The 15,350-nt window shown below is 46.3% G+C and carries 19 protein-coding genes; 6 read left to right on the plus strand and 13 right to left on the minus strand.

The annotated features are described in order from the left end of the window. Nucleotides 1-3: 3 nt before the first annotated feature. Nucleotides 4-807 carry a methyltransferase domain-containing protein gene (locus C2747_RS09745; RefSeq protein WP_251374755.1) on the minus strand — a complete coding sequence of 268 codons (804 nt, stop codon included), beginning with the start codon at nucleotides 805-807 and terminating at the stop codon, nucleotides 4-6. A gap of 23 nt (nucleotides 808-830) precedes the next feature. Here C2747_RS09745 and C2747_RS09750 point away from each other — a divergent pair, with 23 nt between their 5' ends. Further along, nucleotides 831-1,583: a ComF family protein gene (locus C2747_RS09750; RefSeq protein ID WP_215331608.1), complete on the plus strand. Its 753-nt coding sequence runs from the start codon at nucleotides 831-833 to the stop codon at nucleotides 1,581-1,583. A 15-nt stretch (nucleotides 1,584-1,598) separates the two neighbouring features. After that, nucleotides 1,599-2,069 carry a tRNA (uridine(34)/cytosine(34)/5-carboxymethylaminomethyluridine(34)-2'-O)-methyltransferase TrmL gene (trmL, locus tag C2747_RS09755; protein WP_215331609.1) on the plus strand — a complete coding sequence of 157 codons (471 nt, stop codon included), beginning with the start codon at nucleotides 1,599-1,601 and terminating at the stop codon, nucleotides 2,067-2,069. Between the two features lie 4 nt (nucleotides 2,070-2,073). On the opposite strand, the gene C2747_RS09760 is transcribed toward trmL, so the two are convergent. From C2747_RS09760 to C2747_RS09775, 4 genes are read right to left on the minus strand one after another with little or no spacing between them, the layout of a single operon-like run. Next, nucleotides 2,074-3,096: an NAD(P)H-dependent glycerol-3-phosphate dehydrogenase gene (locus C2747_RS09760; RefSeq protein WP_215331610.1), complete on the minus strand. Its 1,023-nt coding sequence runs from the start codon at nucleotides 3,094-3,096 to the stop codon at nucleotides 2,074-2,076. A 24-nt stretch (nucleotides 3,097-3,120) separates the two neighbouring features. Continuing rightward, nucleotides 3,121-3,642 (minus strand): protein-export chaperone SecB, encoded by a 522-nt coding sequence (secB, locus tag C2747_RS09765; RefSeq protein ID WP_215331611.1) that lies wholly within the window; start codon nucleotides 3,640-3,642, stop codon nucleotides 3,121-3,123. Between the two features lie 19 nt (nucleotides 3,643-3,661). Further along, a complete protein-coding gene (gene grxC / locus C2747_RS09770) occupies nucleotides 3,662-3,916 on the minus strand; it encodes a glutaredoxin 3 (protein ID WP_215305455.1) in 255 nt (84 codons plus the stop codon). Nucleotides 3,917-3,933: 17 nt separating this feature from the next. Further along, nucleotides 3,934-4,347 carry a rhodanese-like domain-containing protein gene (locus tag C2747_RS09775; RefSeq protein WP_215331612.1) on the minus strand — a complete coding sequence of 138 codons (414 nt, stop codon included), beginning with the start codon at nucleotides 4,345-4,347 and terminating at the stop codon, nucleotides 3,934-3,936. Nucleotides 4,348-4,369: 22 nt separating this feature from the next. On the opposite strand from C2747_RS09775, the gene gpmA reads away from it, so the two are divergent. Genes gpmA through C2747_RS09790 form a run of 3 tightly spaced genes read left to right on the plus strand, consistent with a single transcriptional unit; the run spans nucleotide 4,370 to nucleotide 7,290 of the window. Beyond that, on the plus strand, nucleotides 4,370-5,059 hold the full coding sequence (gpmA, locus tag C2747_RS09780) for a 2,3-diphosphoglycerate-dependent phosphoglycerate mutase (RefSeq protein WP_215331613.1): 690 nt from the start codon (nucleotides 4,370-4,372) through the stop codon (nucleotides 5,057-5,059). A gap of 14 nt (nucleotides 5,060-5,073) precedes the next feature. Next, nucleotides 5,074-6,507 (plus strand): S41 family peptidase, encoded by a 1,434-nt coding sequence (locus tag C2747_RS09785; RefSeq protein ID WP_215331614.1) that lies wholly within the window; start codon nucleotides 5,074-5,076, stop codon nucleotides 6,505-6,507. Nucleotides 6,508-6,528: 21 nt separating this feature from the next. After that, on the plus strand, nucleotides 6,529-7,290 hold the full coding sequence (locus tag C2747_RS09790; protein ID WP_215331615.1) for a HesA/MoeB/ThiF family protein: 762 nt from the start codon (nucleotides 6,529-6,531) through the stop codon (nucleotides 7,288-7,290). On the opposite strand, the gene ptsP is transcribed toward C2747_RS09790, so the two are convergent. From ptsP to C2747_RS09830, 8 genes are all read right to left on the minus strand, one after another. Beyond that, nucleotides 7,287-9,038: a phosphoenolpyruvate--protein phosphotransferase gene (gene ptsP / locus C2747_RS09795; protein WP_215331616.1), complete on the minus strand. Its 1,752-nt coding sequence runs from the start codon at nucleotides 9,036-9,038 to the stop codon at nucleotides 7,287-7,289. The genes C2747_RS09790 and ptsP overlap by 4 nt on opposite strands. 2 nt (nucleotides 9,039-9,040) lie before the next feature. Beyond that, nucleotides 9,041-9,310 (minus strand): HPr family phosphocarrier protein, encoded by a 270-nt coding sequence (locus C2747_RS09800; RefSeq protein ID WP_015422104.1) that lies wholly within the window; start codon nucleotides 9,308-9,310, stop codon nucleotides 9,041-9,043. Between the two features lie 8 nt (nucleotides 9,311-9,318). After that, on the minus strand, nucleotides 9,319-9,753 hold the full coding sequence (locus C2747_RS09805) for a PTS sugar transporter subunit IIA (RefSeq protein ID WP_215331617.1): 435 nt from the start codon (nucleotides 9,751-9,753) through the stop codon (nucleotides 9,319-9,321). A gap of 2 nt (nucleotides 9,754-9,755) precedes the next feature. Beyond that, on the minus strand, nucleotides 9,756-10,697 hold the full coding sequence (gshB, locus tag C2747_RS09810; protein WP_215331618.1) for a glutathione synthase: 942 nt from the start codon (nucleotides 10,695-10,697) through the stop codon (nucleotides 9,756-9,758). A 17-nt stretch (nucleotides 10,698-10,714) separates the two neighbouring features. Then, nucleotides 10,715-12,013, minus strand: a complete 1,299-nt coding sequence (gene gshA, locus C2747_RS09815) for a glutamate--cysteine ligase (RefSeq protein ID WP_215331619.1) — start codon at nucleotides 12,011-12,013, stop codon at nucleotides 10,715-10,717. A 106-nt stretch (nucleotides 12,014-12,119) separates the two neighbouring features. Continuing rightward, nucleotides 12,120-13,583 carry an ammonium transporter gene (locus C2747_RS09820; RefSeq protein ID WP_215331620.1) on the minus strand — a complete coding sequence of 488 codons (1,464 nt, stop codon included), beginning with the start codon at nucleotides 13,581-13,583 and terminating at the stop codon, nucleotides 12,120-12,122. A gap of 13 nt (nucleotides 13,584-13,596) precedes the next feature. Further along, nucleotides 13,597-13,935: a P-II family nitrogen regulator gene (locus tag C2747_RS09825; protein WP_011903792.1), complete on the minus strand. Its 339-nt coding sequence runs from the start codon at nucleotides 13,933-13,935 to the stop codon at nucleotides 13,597-13,599. A 25-nt stretch (nucleotides 13,936-13,960) separates the two neighbouring features. Next, nucleotides 13,961-14,830: a TorF family putative porin gene (locus tag C2747_RS09830; RefSeq protein ID WP_215331621.1), complete on the minus strand. Its 870-nt coding sequence runs from the start codon at nucleotides 14,828-14,830 to the stop codon at nucleotides 13,961-13,963. A gap of 259 nt (nucleotides 14,831-15,089) precedes the next feature. On the opposite strand from C2747_RS09830, the gene C2747_RS09835 reads away from it, so the two are divergent. Beyond that, on the plus strand, nucleotides 15,090-15,344 hold the full coding sequence (locus C2747_RS09835) for an accessory factor UbiK family protein (RefSeq protein ID WP_215325890.1): 255 nt from the start codon (nucleotides 15,090-15,092) through the stop codon (nucleotides 15,342-15,344). The last annotated feature ends 6 nt before the right edge of the window (nucleotides 15,345-15,350 follow it).

Genomic DNA, 15,350 nt, shown 5'->3' on the forward strand with positions numbered 1-15,350 from the left:
CACTTAAGCAGGATCATTCCTAGTCTTGCGCCCTATTTGATTTAAATCAATATAAGCGACATCATCTTGCGCCTTAGCGAGGTTCTTGCCCAAAGCCCAGGCATGTCCATAAACCACCTCTAAGGTCAGTTTTTGAGGTAATTGAGTAGCTACGGCACTATTTTGATAGTCGGAACCGAGCAAATTGAGCGCCCTTGCGTCTGACAGAAGGATGCTGTCAGAGTCATAGTCCAAACCCAAAAACTCCATATCCATCACTGGGTCAGAAAAGCGCTCGCCCAGCAGGGCATCTCCCATATCGTGCATATCCCAAGGGCTAGCCAAGTTTTGAATGGGTAATTCTTGCGCCAAGAGTTCATCTCTGAGCTCTTTGCCAGTATCTGGACCCAGATAGCTAAATGTGAGTAGCCCACCTTCTTTGAGTACTCGGCGGCACTCTTGCAAAAAATGCTTAGGGTCGTCTAAGTCCTGAATCAAGAGAACACTCACTACTAAATCTACAGAATTACTAGGAAGGTTAATGTGGCCCGTTTTCTTGTAGTTATCTAGGGAAATAAGGGGTGCCAACTTCATCCTTGAATTCCAAAAACGAGCTACCCTCAATTTAAATAAATTAAAGCCCGATAGCTCGCATTCGGGTGCGCTATGAAAACGAATTCCTGGAAAGCGTTTTGTCAGAAAAGAACTATGCACTCCAGGGAAATCTGGAATTAGCAAAATATCTTTTGGTTCTAATTTCACGATGTCTAATTTTTGCAACATGCGCGTTGCAATTTCATCCTGAAGCCATCTGATTGATTGGGTCATTGGCTCAGTATACTCAGCGACCCATGCGTCCAATAGAGAATATTTTCCAAGCGATTTTTTCTCACCTGCTACCAAGCGCATGTATTGTTTGCGGAGCATTTCAGCGACACACCCTCTGCCTTGATTGCTCCATCCAACTAGAATCAGATCAGCTATCCAATTACGAATGCTGTCATCAATGTGGCCTTACTCTTGAAGCTGGTGAGCTGACAGAAAAACGCTGCCGAGAGTGCATTACTAACCCACCCTACTTTGATGAAACTCACTGTCTCGATCGCTACGAAGGTAGATTGCAGTCTGCCCTGCATCTGTTGAAATATCAGCGGCGTCTTGCTTGCGCACATGGTTTGGTATCAGCATGGAATCAACTGATGACTCATAGCTTAAAAAATTTACAAGCAGACTATCTACTACCGGTACCACTGAGTCCAGAAAAATTGTGTTCTCGCGGCTTTAATCAAAGCTGGGAATTAGCCAGGCGGATTGATTGTGACAAACACATCCATAAAAACCCACACATCTTAAAACGCCATCACCATACCCAGCATCAGGCCAAAGAGAATCGCGCTAATCGTCAAATTGCTATTCAAGATATGTTCTATATCAACCCTCAATTTCAAGGGCAACTAGAATCCTCTAGAGTCATTGTGTTTGACGATGTCATGACTAGTGGTGCAACCTTAAATGAAATTGCTCGCGTATTGAAGGACAATGGGGCATCACATGTTACTAATTGGGTTCTTCTGCGAACGCTGTACCCAGTCTTAAGTAGTTAACATAAAGCTCAGCACATGTTTAATATCGTTTTATTCGAACCAGAAATTCCACCCAACACGGGTAACATCATTCGCCTATGTGCAAACACGGGCGCAAAGTTACATCTCATCGAGCCGCTCGGCTTCCCTATGGAAGATGCCAAACTGCGCAGGGCTGGCCTGGACTATCACGAGTTCGCCAAAGTAAAAGTTCATCCAAACTGGGCGCAATTTTTGGTTGATGAGCAGCCTCAGCCTAAGCGTCTTTTTGCCTTGACCACCAAAGGATCTGGCAAGTTTCATGATGGCAAATATTTGCCCGAAGATTATTTTGTTTTTGGTTCAGAAACCAAAGGCATCACCGAAGAAGTCAGAAGCTCAATTCCAAGCCCCAACCAAATGCGCTTAGCGATGCAAGATAGCAGTCGCAGCTTAAATCTCTCGAATACCGTGGCGATAGTAGTTTATGAAGCTTGGCGCCAAAACGGATTGCTGGGTGGAAGCTAAGAACTTAAACTTCGAGCTTGGGATCACGCCCCATCAGTTTTTTTACTGCTTCATGGGGTGAAAGTTTTCCAGACAAGACCTCGCCCATCATGGCGGTAATTGGCATCTCGACACCCAAACGCGTAGCGAGATTGCCGACAGCAGAGGCACACAAGACGCCCTCAGCAACATGTCCTAAGTTGTCCAAAATTTCAGGTAAAGATTGTCCTGCTGCAAGCGCTAGGCCAACACGACGATTACGAGAGAGATCGCCAGTAGCCGTCAAGATCAAATCGCCTGCGCCAGTTAAGCCCATACAGGTCTCTGGTCTGCCACCAGCCGCTTTTACTAAACGCATCATTTCTGCAAGGCCACGCGTTAATACTGCAGCGCGTGCATTTAAGCCCAGATCCAAGCCATCACCAATACCAGCCGCAATCGCTAAAACGTTTTTAATAGCGCCACCTAATTCCACACCAACTAAATCATCGCTGGCATAAATACGCATATTGCCGTGGTGGAAAGCGCTCTGAACAATGTCACACAAGGTATTAGATTTACTAGCGATGGTTAATGCGCAAGGCATACCATTAGCAACTTCTTGCGCAAAACTAGGTCCTGATAGAGCGCCGTAAGAATGGCGTATGCCATGGCTATGTACTTGATCTTCGCGTTCCACTACTTGGTGCGGCAATAAGGCAGTGCTGGGCTCTAAGCCCTTGCATAACCAAACAATATTGAGTGGGTGCTTTGCAAGGCGCAATACCTGCGCTACTGTTTCTGATAAACCCGACATCGGGGTAGCAATTACCAAAAGATCATTTTCAGACAGGCGATCAATAGCCCGCTCAAAACTCACTTCTAATTGCAGTCCCTTAGGTAAGGCAACACCAGGTAAAAAGGCTGTGTTCGCACCTGACTGCTGCATACCTTCAATTTGTTCAATGCTTCGAGACCAAAGACTAACGTCGCCCGGCTGAAGATAACGTGCAGCTTGCGCTGCCATAGCCGTGCCCCATGAACCAGCTCCAAGCAGCGTCACTTTCATGATCTGTGGGCTTTAAAAGTCAGCTTAGTGAGGAAGAACGATTTTGCTTTCATCGGCTGAGCTACTTTCCGTTGCAGTCGCTTGCGCAGCCTGCATCAGGCGATGCTCGTACATACCGTGGAAATTAATCTCATTCAAATGAATTGGCTGGAAACCAGCACGACTAATAGTGTCAGCAATGTTTGAGCGCAGATAAGGATACAAAATGGTTGGGCAAGCAATGCCTAGCATTGGGTCAATTTGCTCTGCAGGGATATTATTAAATTCAAAAATACCCGCTTGTTTTGCCTCAACCAAGAAGAGCACTTTGCCCTCTACTTTGGCAGTTACTGTTGCAATCAAGGCAACCTCAAAGATTTCATCGCCAAGGCGGGTGACTGCAACATCAATCTCAACCTCAACTTGAGGCTCAGCTGCAACCAATAAGATTTGTGGTGCATGCGGTTGCTCTAGGGATAAATCTTTGAGATAGATCCTTTGAATACGAAAACCCGGCTCTTTTGAAGTATCGGCTGCATCTGGAGCGGAAGTAGTTTGTTCAGTCATGGAAACTTTCTGAGTAAATTTAAGCTAGCAGTGGATCAAGTTGGCCTGCGCGATCTAAAGCAACTAGGTCGTCATAACCGCCAACATGAGTCTCACCAATGTAAATTTGTGGCACTGTACGACGACCAGTACGGGTCATCATGATCTCGCGCTGCGCAGGATCTCGGTCAATCAGAATCTTCTCTAGACTGGCAACGCCCTTCTTGTGCAGAAGCTTTTCAGCCATAACGCAATAAGGGCAAACTTGAGTGCTGTACATCGTGACTGGTGGCATATTTAAGACTCGCTGAATTATTTAACTAATGGCAAGGCTGCGGCTTGCCAGCCTTGAACGCCGCCATCTAGGGCTGCAACCTCTTGGAACCCCAGCTTATTAAGCTCTGGGACAAGCTTGCGAGCATTCGCACCAGACTCACAGACCAAAATAATGGGGTTGTTACGATCTAGCTTGAGCTTATCTATTCCAGATGGAATTTGCTCAGCCAAAATATGCTTTGATCCTGGTAGATGGCCAATCTTAAAATCGGATGCTGGACGTAAGTCCAAAACGGCTGCCTTACGACGATTGATCCAAATAGTCGCTTCTGTAGGCGATAAGCCTTTTCCGCTAATAAGCGTAGATAATGTAGGGAAGAAGAGCGCTGCGCCCGTAACCAGCAGGAGGGCAATCAGCGCTAAATTATCAATTTGTGTGAGAAAGATCATCACCGGATTATAGAATGGCTCTATGAAACAACTTGTCCTTATTCGTCATGGCGAATCCGCCTGGAACCTTGAAAACCGATTTACTGGATGGGCGGACGTTGACTTAACCCCTAAGGGTACTGAACAGGCCCTTGCTGCAGGTGAAAATCTCCGTAAAGCTGGCTATGAGTTTGATGTGGCCTACACCTCAGTGCTCAGAAGAGCCATTCGTACTCTGTGGCACGTTCAGGACGCCATGGACCTCATGTGGTTGCCAGTGGTCCATAGCTGGAGACTGAACGAGCGCCACTATGGCGCCCTCACAGGTCTAAATAAAGCTGAAACTGCCCAACAATATGGAGATGCCCAAGTTCATATTTGGCGTCGCTCCTACGATATACGGCCACCGCTCCTAGAAAAAGATGATGAGCGTAATCCGCAAAATGATCCACGTTATGCAAAACTGAGTGATTCTGACATTCCCCTGGGAGAGTGCCTTAAAGACAATGTGGAGCGTGTATTACCCCTCTGGAATGAATCGATCGCCCCCGCACTTAAAGCCGGTAAGCGGGTATTGCTCGTTGCGCACGGTAATAGCATTCGCTCTTTAATTAAGTATCTCGACCAGGTTTCTGATGAAGACATCATGGAAATCAATGTTCCTAATGGCGTCCCGCTGGTTTACGAGCTCGATGACAATCTCAAACCTATTCAGCATTTTTATTTGAATTAAGGTAAAACTGAAATATGCGCGTATTTTTCAAGAACTTTGCCCTAGTCTCTGTCGGCCTCATCGCCGGGGTTGCAGCCACCATCCAACTATCAGCTACCGCCCAGCAGGGTGCGACGCTCCCTTTGGATGAACTGCGTACATTATCGAATGTCTTCGCTCAAATCAAGCGTGAGTATGTTGAGCCAATTGAAGATAAGCAGCTGCTAACCGATGCAGTCAAGGGAATGGTGAGCAGTCTTGATCCGCACTCCACCTATCTGGATAAAAAAGACTTCTCTGAAATGCAAGAACAGACCAGCGGCAAGTTTGCTGGTCTTGGAATTGAGATCACTTCAGAAGATGGCGTTGTTAAAGTGCTCAACCCAATTGAAGATAGTCCTGCAGCACGCGCTGGACTCCAAGCTGGCGATCTCATTACGCGCTTAGACGACAAACCGGTTCGCGGTATGTCGCTAGATAAAGCGGTACGTACCATGCGCGGTACACCAGGTACAAAAATTACCTTGACTGTCTTCCGCAAGAGTGAAGAGCGTAGCTTTCCAGTAACCATTACCCGCGCTGAAATTAAAGTGCAATCGGTTAAAGCCAAAATTTTGGATAACAATATTGCCTGGGTTAGAGTGACGAGCTTTCAAGAGCGCACCATTCCCGATCTTGCTAAGAAATTAACTGAGCTTGCAAATCAAGACCCAAAAATGAAGGGCATCATTCTTGATCTCAGAAACAATGGCGGCGGCTTATTACAAGGCGCAGTCGGTGTTGCTGCTGCTTTCTTGCCAGCAGATGCTGTCATCGTTTCTACTAAAGGTCAGACAGCGGACTCTAAGCAGGTGTTCAACGCAACACCGGCGATGTATCGCCTCAGTGAGTCTGGAGATCCTTTAGCTGGCGTACCAGCCATGTATAAAAAGTTACCAATGGTAGTTTTGGTAAATGCCTATTCAGCATCAGCCTCTGAGATTGTGGCTGGCGCATTGCAAGATTACAAACGTGCAACCATTATTGGTAAAACGACTTTCGGTAAAGGCTCCGTACAAACAGTTCGCCCTCTAACCAATGATTCAGCATTGAAAATCACTACGGCGTATTACTACACACCAAGTGGTAAATCAATTCAAGCGTACGGCATCAAACCTGATATCGCGGTAGATCAAAATAAAGACGGTGATCCTGATGATGTATTGATCACTCGCGAGATCGACAGCGAGAAGCATTTGCGCAACAAGCAATCCTCAGAAGAGAAACTAGCCTCTGAACGGGAAAAACGTCGGTTGGAAGAGCTACAACGCATTGAAGAAAAAAATGCGAAGAAGACTCCAGAAGAGAAAGAAAAAGAAAAGTCTAAGAAGCCAGTCGAGCTCGGCAGTGCAGATGACTTCATGCTTACTCAGGCAGTCGCATTTATCAATGGCGAGCCTGTAAAACGCTCCGCCTCAAAGCTAGAGTAAGTTCTCGCATTAAGAATACATATGAATGATGAGCAGCTGCTTCGCTACTCGCGGCATTTACTACTAGAAGAAATTGATGTTGCAGGCCAAGAAAAGCTTCTTGGCTCCCACGTCTTGATTATTGGTGCCGGCGGATTGGGAAGTGCTGCCGCGCCTTACTTAGCTGCAGCTGGCGTCGGAAAAATGACACTCGTTGATCATGACCAAGTCGAGCTTACTAATTTGCAGCGCCAAATCATGCATACCCAGAATTCGATTGGTAAGACTAAAGTGGAGTCTGGAAAGCAATTTTTACAAAGCCTAAATCCCGCCCTCACGATTAATGCAATCGCAGAAAAGGCTTCAGAAGATTTACTCAATACACTCTTGCCGGCAGTGCATCTTGTTTTAGATTGCACGGATAACTTTGCTACCCGCCAGCTGATCAATCAAGCCTGCTTTATTCACAAGATTCCCCTTGTCTCCGGATCTGCACTCAAATTTGATGGTCAACTCAGCGTCTTTGATTTTCGTAATGAAACTTCACCCTGTTATGCCTGCCTTTTTTCTCCAGAAGAGCGGTTTGAAGAAGTCAGCTGCGCCAGTATGGGCATCTTTTCCCCGCTCGTTGGCATTATTGGCACAATGCAAGCGGCTCAGGCTCTTCAGGTGTTGATTGGCTTTGGTCAGCCTCTCGTTGGAAGAATGTTGTTGTGGAATGCTATGAATACTCAGATTGATGAGATTCGTATTGCTCGTAATCCCGCCTGTAAAGTATGTGGCTCCCAACACCGGGAAAATTAAGAGAGCAAGTATTCCAATGCTTTAGCCTGCTCTTCGGGCTCATAAGCACGCAGAACCCTAGGGGCACGCGTCTTCAATAGTCCTACATTTGCTTTTAATATCTCACGCTTGACCAACAATAACTGACTGAAGTGCATTGAGAAATCCGTCAGACCGAGTGCAAGCAATAGCTTCGTAAATGCTGGATCGCCAGCCATCTCACCGCAAACAGCAACAGGCACATCAGCGCGCTTAGCTTGATCAATGATGTTAAATAGCAAATTCAAAATGGCTGGATGCAAAGGATCATATAAGTGTGCCACTGCATGATCTGCGCGATCAATTGCCAAGGTGTACTGAATTAAGTCGTTAGTACCAACAGAAAGAAAATCGAATCGATTGATAAATAGCGGCAGCATCAAGGCAGCTGCAGGGACTTCAATCATTGCGCCAACTTGAATATTAGGATTAAATGCCTGGCCACGCTGATGTAATTGCTGCTTAGCTTTTTCAATCAATCCAAATGTTTCATCGATTTCGCTGGCGTGAGCCAGCATCGGAATCATGATGCGCGCCTGACCATGGGCCGATGCGCGCAAGATTGCTCTAAGTTGAGTTAAAAAGATTTCAGGTTCTGTCAAAGACCAGCGAATCGCTCGTAAGCCAAGTGGTGATGTGCCAGTTTGAGAGGTATCGCCACCTCCACCTAAGGCCTTATCAGCGCCAACGTCAATGGTTCTAATATTGACGGGCAGACCATGCATTAAATCGACTATGCGACGATATTCCTCATACTGCCGCTCTTCATCAGGAAGGGCTTGCTTACGATCCATAAACAAAAATTCGGAGCGGAATAAGCCAACGCCTACGGCGCCTAACTTCACCGCCTGAATAGCATCTTCTGGCAATTCAATGTTGGCAAATAACTCAATCTCGACCCGATCAGCTGTTTCTGTCTTGGAATGCTTTAACTGCTTAAGCTTGCGAGTCTCTTTTAAGGCTTGAGCTTGTAGCTTTCGATACTCGGCAAGAAGTTGTTCATCGGGCGCAACCACGACAACTCCATACTCTCCATCTAATATCAGCCAATCACCATGACGAATCATTTCACTGGCATGTCGTACACCGACTACTGCCGGAATTTCCATACTGCGCGCAACGATAGCGGTATGAGAGGTCTTACCACCAAGATCGGTTACAAACCCCGTAAAAGCGTGATCCTTGAAACGCAGCATGTCATGAGGAGCAATGTCGTGGGCAACAATAATCGACTCAACACCGATATCGCTTGCAGGCAAAAATTCAGCATCATTTAAAGGATCTTTTTGCTGGGCATTCAAGGCCTTAATAACGCGCTCTGCCACCTGACGAATATCGTTAGCACGCTCTTTTAAATAAGTATCCTCAATATCTGCAAATTGCTCTAAGAGATCATTTAACTCGGTTGTTAAAGCCCAAGCCGCATTTAACCGTTGAGTGCGAATTAATTTAATGGGCTTCTCAGTTAAGGCAGGGTCAGCCAAGATCATGCCGTGAACATCTAAGAATGCGGCCATTTCTTGTGGCGCGTCTTTAGGTAGGCCTTGACGTAATTGCGCTAACTCCTGGCGCACCTGCTCAAAAGCATCTAATAATTTTTGAGCCTCATCCTCTTCCTTGCCAGCTTCAACTAAGTAATGACTAACCTCTAATGCAGCACGCGATATCAGTACGGCCTTGCCAATGGCAATACCCTTGGAGACCGCTATTCCGTGCAAAGCAAAAGTCATCCTTACTCGCCCTCACCAAATCGATCATTGATCAATGCAGTTAAAGCCTGCATGGCCTCATCTTCTTTTTCACCAACGGTTTCTAAAGTGACCGTACTTCCAATCCCAGCGGCCAGCATCATGACACCCATAATGCTCTTGGCATTGATTTGACGACCATTACGAGATAAGAAGATTTCACAGGGAAACTCAGCAGCAAGCTGCGATAGCTTGGCTGATGCTCGAGCATGTAAGCCCAACTTATTAATAATTTCGATTTCAGCAACAGGCATAGCGAATCCTATTTCTCTGTAGTGGCTTGCGGGGTTTTAGAGCCTAGACGCAGAATGCCATTTTGACCACCTTGAAGCGCTTTATGAGCCAACTCTTCCAGGCTCTCGCCACGATGGGAGATGCAGCGCATCAGCATAGGTAAATTGAGGCCCGCTAAAACAATGACAGGGGCATTCAAACCCGAAAGTGGACCCAAAGCTTCAAGCTTAGATGCCACATTGGCTGGGGTGGCACCCATCACATCAGTCAAAACCAAAACGCCCTGACCTGTATTGACTCCATAGGCCGCTTTTAAGAGTCGATCGAAGCTGATTTTTATATCTTCGTAGGGCGGAATGTCTACAGCCCTCACTCTCTCAGGTGCCACACCAAAAGCATGCTCAGCAAAACCCAGCATCGCACTTGCTACTGGAGTGTGGGCAACTATGACGATTCCGATCATGTTTATGCCAATACCTTTTCAAGCGCCGTTAACCAAAATTTGGGCACATCAAATCCACTTTGCTCAGTAATTTCTACAAAACAGGTCGGACTAGTCACATTAATTTCTGTGACGTATGCCCCAATTAAATCTAATCCTACCAAGAATAAGCCTCGGGCATTCAAAATGGGAGCCAAGCGCTCCGCAACTTTTCTTTCGGCATCCGTCAATGGCATTGCCACTCCCTTACCGCCAGCAGCTAAATTACCTCGGATTTCACTACCCTGCGGAATGCGGGCTAATGAGAATGGCACCACCTCACCACCGATCAGTAACACCCGTTTATCGCCTTGCTTAATCTCTGGCAAGAATCTCTGCACCATCAAAGTACGCGTGCCATTCTCGCCTAAGGTCTCAACAATGCTGGCAAGATTTAAAGCATCTGGCCCAACGCGAAATATACCCATACCACCCATACCATCTAAGGGCTTAATCACAATGTCTTGATGCTCTTGATGAAACACCTCAATCGCACTGAGTTCACGTGTTACTAAAGTTGGTGGAATAAGTTCTGGAAACTCGGTGATAGATATCTTTTCGGAATGATCCCGAATAGCAGTTGGATTATTAAATACTCTCGCACCCTGTCGAACCGCAGCAGACAGTAACCAGGTGGTATTGAGATATTCAATATCAAATGGCGGATCAGTACGCATCATGACTGCGTTAAAGGAATTTAGTGGGCGATCTTCTATAGCACCCAATTCAAACCATGCGGTACCGCTTGGTTTGATGTCGAGAAACTGGCAGTCTGCAACGACAAAATCTTTTCTCCAGAGGATATTGCGACTTTCGCAAAACCAAAGCTGATGCCCAGCTTCTTGTGCAACTCGCATCATTGCTAAGGTGGAATCTTTACTAATCTTGAAAGACTCTAAAGGATCCGCAATGAAAAGCAGGTTCATGTCAGTATCCGAATAAATTAAGCAGCTTCAGCATTAGGATCAGAGCGCTCTAGCTCTAGAGAGGCTGCCAGCAAGGCTAGACGAGCGACGACGCCATACATATAAAAGCGATTAGGCGGTGCGCTTCCAGGCTTTGCACCTAAGTCTGGAATCGAGTTTTGCTCAAATGCCAAAGGTACAAAATGCATGCCTGGAGCGTTCAAATTCTCATCAGGACCACGGTCAGTATGCACTCGATAGAAGCCACCAATCACATAGCGATCGATCATGTACACCACCGGCTCCGCAACTGCTTCATTGACCTTCTCAAAGGTATAGACACCTTCTTGAATCAAAACATCACTTACCTCAAGACCTTCTTTTACAACACTCATTTTATTGCGGTCTTTGCGGTTCAGGTCTTTGAGCTGTGAAGGATCATTTACCACCATCACACCCATGCCATATGTACCAGCATCCGCTTTAACAACAACGTAGGGTTTTTCTTTAATGCCGTACTCACGGTATTTCTTAGCAGTCTTCTTGAGAACTTTCTCGACAGCCGCCTGTAACTCTTCTTCTCCCTTGCGCTCATGGAAGTTCATATCAGAGCAACTAGCAAAGTAGGGGTTAATCATCCACGGATCAATATCAACTACCTTGGCAAACTTCTTAGCAACCTCATCGTAAGCAGCGAAGTGTTTCGACTTACGGCGAACGTGCCAGCCAGCATGCAGACCTGGCAAGAGATACTGCTCATGCAGGTTTTCTAAGATCGGAGGAATGCCTGCCGATAAATCATTGTTTAGCAAAATTGAGCAAGGGTCGAAATCTTTTAAACCAAGACGTTGCTTCTTCAAACCCAAACGAGACAAAGGCTCCATCAAGAGACGATTGCCATCAGGCAAATCAATCCAAGTTGGTTTTTTAATTTCATCAGACAAAGTACCTAAGCGGACATTAAGACCGGCTTGACGCAAGATCGAAGATAAGCGCGCAATATTCTGCAAATAGAAAGTATTACGAGTGTGTCGCTCAGGTATCAATAGTAAATTTTTTGCTTCAGGGCAAATCTTCTCGATTGCCGCCATTGCTGCCTGAACTGCTAAAGGCAACATCTGGGGTGAAAGGTTGTTAAAACCACCTGGGAAGAGGTTGGTATCAACTGGTGCAAGCTTAAAGCCCGCATTACGCAAGTCAACTGAGCAATAGAACGGCGGAGTGTGCTCTTGCCACTCAAGCCTGAACCAGCGCTCAATCGTTGGAGTTGCTTCTAATACCTTCGACTCGAGGTCAAGAAGGGGGCCGCTTAGGGCAGTGATGAGATGTGGAACCATTCCACCATTGTAAGATTTTTTAAAAGAAAGACGCGGAATCCGAGGATCCCGCGCTTAAAAACCGGGCAGCTAACTAAAGCCGCCCAGTGAGGGGTAAAATAGCTGATTAAGACTCGTAAGCGGACTCACCGTGGGAGCTGATATCCAAACCTTCGCGCTCTTCATCTTCTTTAACACGCAGGCCAACCACGATATCAACCAATTTGAAGGCGATATAAGAGACCACGCCAGACCAAATTAGAGTAACGATCACGCCTTGGCTCTGAATCCACAATTGGCTAGCGATCGAGTAGTCAGGGGCTGCAGCATTCGCTACATAATCCCAAATACCTGTTCCGCCTAAAGCTGGGTCTGCGAACACGCCAGTCAACAAAGCGCCCAAGATACCGCCAACGCCGTGCACACCGAATACGTCCAAGCTGTCATCTGAACCCAAAAGCTTCTTGAGACCAGTAACACCCCACAAGCAAACTACACCAGCAGCAGCACCGATTACGAGGGCACCCATTGGGCCAACAAAACCAGCAGCAGGGGTAATCGCAACTAAACCTGCTACGCAACCAGATGCGCCACCCAACATGGAAGGCTTACCTTTAAGAACCCACTCAGCAACTGACCAGCTCAATACTGCTGCAGCGGTTGCCAATAATGTGTTTACGAATGCCAAGGCTGCACTGCCGTTTGCTTCGAGAGCAGAACCGGCATTGAAACCAAACCAACCGAACCACAAGAGTGAAGCACCAATCATCACGAACACTAGGTTGTGTGGCTTCATCGCTTCTTTGCCATAACCTAAACGTTTGCCAATCACGAATGAACCTACCAAGCCTGCGATCGCAGCATTGATGTGAACAACGGTACCGCCAGCAAAGTCGAGAACACCCTTCTGCCACAACCAACCAGCACGCGCTGTGATTGCTTCAAGTGATGCTGCATCTTTGATGTCATCAGGACCAGGCCAGAACCAAACCATGTGAGCGATTGGTAAGTAGCTGAAAGTGAACCAAAGAATGACAAACAAGACGATTGCAGAAAACTTAGCACGCTCAGCAAATGAACCAATGATCAAGCAGCAAGTAATGGTTGCAAACGCAGCTTGGAAGGCCATAAATACATACTCAGGAATCACAATGCCTTTACTAAATGTCGCGGCAACTGAATCTGGAGTAATGCCAGCCAAGAACAAGCGATCGAGTCCACCAATGAATGCGCCGCCTTCAGTAAATGCAAAGCTGTATCCATAGAGAGCCCACAACACGGTGATCAAGGCAAACACAAACATACACTGTACGAGTACAGAAAGAATGTTCTTGCTACGTGTTAAACCGCCGTAGAACAAAGCCAAACCAGGCAATGTCATCAAGATTACTAGTGCGGTACACACTAATATCCAAGCTGTATCACCTTTGTTCGGAACTAATGCAGGAGCAGCAGCAACTGCGGCTGCGGCGGCTGCGGCTACTGGCTTTGCTTCATCAGCAAAAGCTGGCGAAGCTACCATGACACTGGTTGCACCAATGGCCAAGGCCATTGCGCTTGCAGCTAGGAGTCGTTTCATCCAAGTTAACATTTTGAACCTCTCTTTAAAGTGCTGACGCGCCGGTTTCACCGGTACGAATGCGAATGACGTGTTCAACTGGGGATACAAAAATCTTGCCATCACCAATTTTTCCAGTACGGGCAGATTTTTCAATTGCTTCAATCGCTCGCTCCAAGATGCCATCTTCAACAGCAGCTTCAATTTTTACTTTCGGCAAAAAGTCGACTACATACTCAGCACCGCGATACAACTCAGTGTGACCTTTTTGACGGCCAAAGCCTTTAACTTCAGTGACGGTGATGCCCGAAACTCCCACTTCCGAGAGAGCTTCGCGCACTTCGTCAAGCTTGAAGGGCTTGATGATTGCGGTAATTAATTTCATGTGTTTCTCCGTTCAGAGGAAGGAATTAGAAAGTTTTTGTGAGGGACACTATGCCAGTGGCCTTACCTGCGCTACCGCCATTCGCTGTTGTGTATACGTAGCTGCTGCTACCTGGTGCTTTTGCAATGTTAGTACCAGTGTAAGCAACAGCGCCGGTTAAGCCACCTCCGAAATCTTTAGTCAAGCCAAGCTTCCAGTCTGTATAGCTCATTTTGTATCCCTGAATATCATTTGGGACATACTGATAACCGACGTGTGCATTCAAAGAAACTCCATAGAATCCTGTGTCATAGTTTGTAGTTAAGTCAGGATATAAAGAGCCTTTGCTGTTGTTAATACCGAAGAGATTGGTTAGACCATATGAAAATTTAACAAAACCAGTCACAGCTCCAAATGTGTAATTCTGAGCGGCATAAATCTCTGTTGTGCTTGGAGTTGTTCCAGAAAGCTGACGTGTGGCTCCAGCATTTGCCAGTGTCTTACTGATACCCGGCATTCCGGATGTTGGGTAGTAGTACTGCAATACGCCTACGTCACTAACAAAACCTTCGCCAATCAATTCTTTCTTAACACCAGCATAGAAGTCCATCTCAATTGGTGCTGTTGTTGTTGGAGTTTGGTTGTAACCATCGCTAATCCAGCTGATATTCGAGTTCCAGTTTCCTACATAGAAACCGCTATCGTGTGCGTAGTCAAAGCCACCTTGAATTGCTGGCTTGTTGTTTGTTTGTGTCAAACCACGATATACATAGCTGCTTGCAACAGTTACGTTTGCCGTAATTGGGCTAACCTCTGGGGCCTCTGGTGCAGCTGCAGGAGCTGTTTGCGCAAATGCTGCTGTTGCGAATAAGCCAGAAGCTGCTAGAGCGATGGCTGACTTTTGAATCGTTTTCATATGAAACTCCTTAATGGTCATAAAAAAGGGATAGATGCTTTATTGCATGGAGTGATCATGACGGCTGGGACGCTTGCAGATTTGTCACGATTCACCTAAATAAGGCTTATGCCCAATTTTGGTGCTTAGATATGCCCCATTTTCGTTCATTTTGGTGCATATGCAGCATTGTTAGACGGTTTCGGCTGTTTTTAGCCCAACAACTTAAAATAGATTCCGTATCTTTTAAGCAAATTCCAATAGAACGGCGGTCAGCATCATGCAAAAACCAGGTGAAATCCTAGAACAAATCCAGCGCATTGCTAGTGATATGCAGAACAAGGTTGGGGATGCTATTCGCAATTCACCAGCACAAGAGATTGAAAAGAATGTGCGCGCCATGATGAATCAAGGTTTTCAGAAAATGGACTTAGTGACTCGCGAAGAGTTTGAGTTGCAATCTAAAGTATTAGCTAAGACCAGAGAAAAGTTGGAAGCTCTCGAAGCTAAAGTAGCTGCTCTAGAAAAGTCTTAAACAGTA

The organism is Polynucleobacter corsicus, from assembly GCF_018688255.1.
Classification (GTDB): domain Bacteria; phylum Pseudomonadota; class Gammaproteobacteria; order Burkholderiales; family Burkholderiaceae; genus Polynucleobacter; species Polynucleobacter corsicus.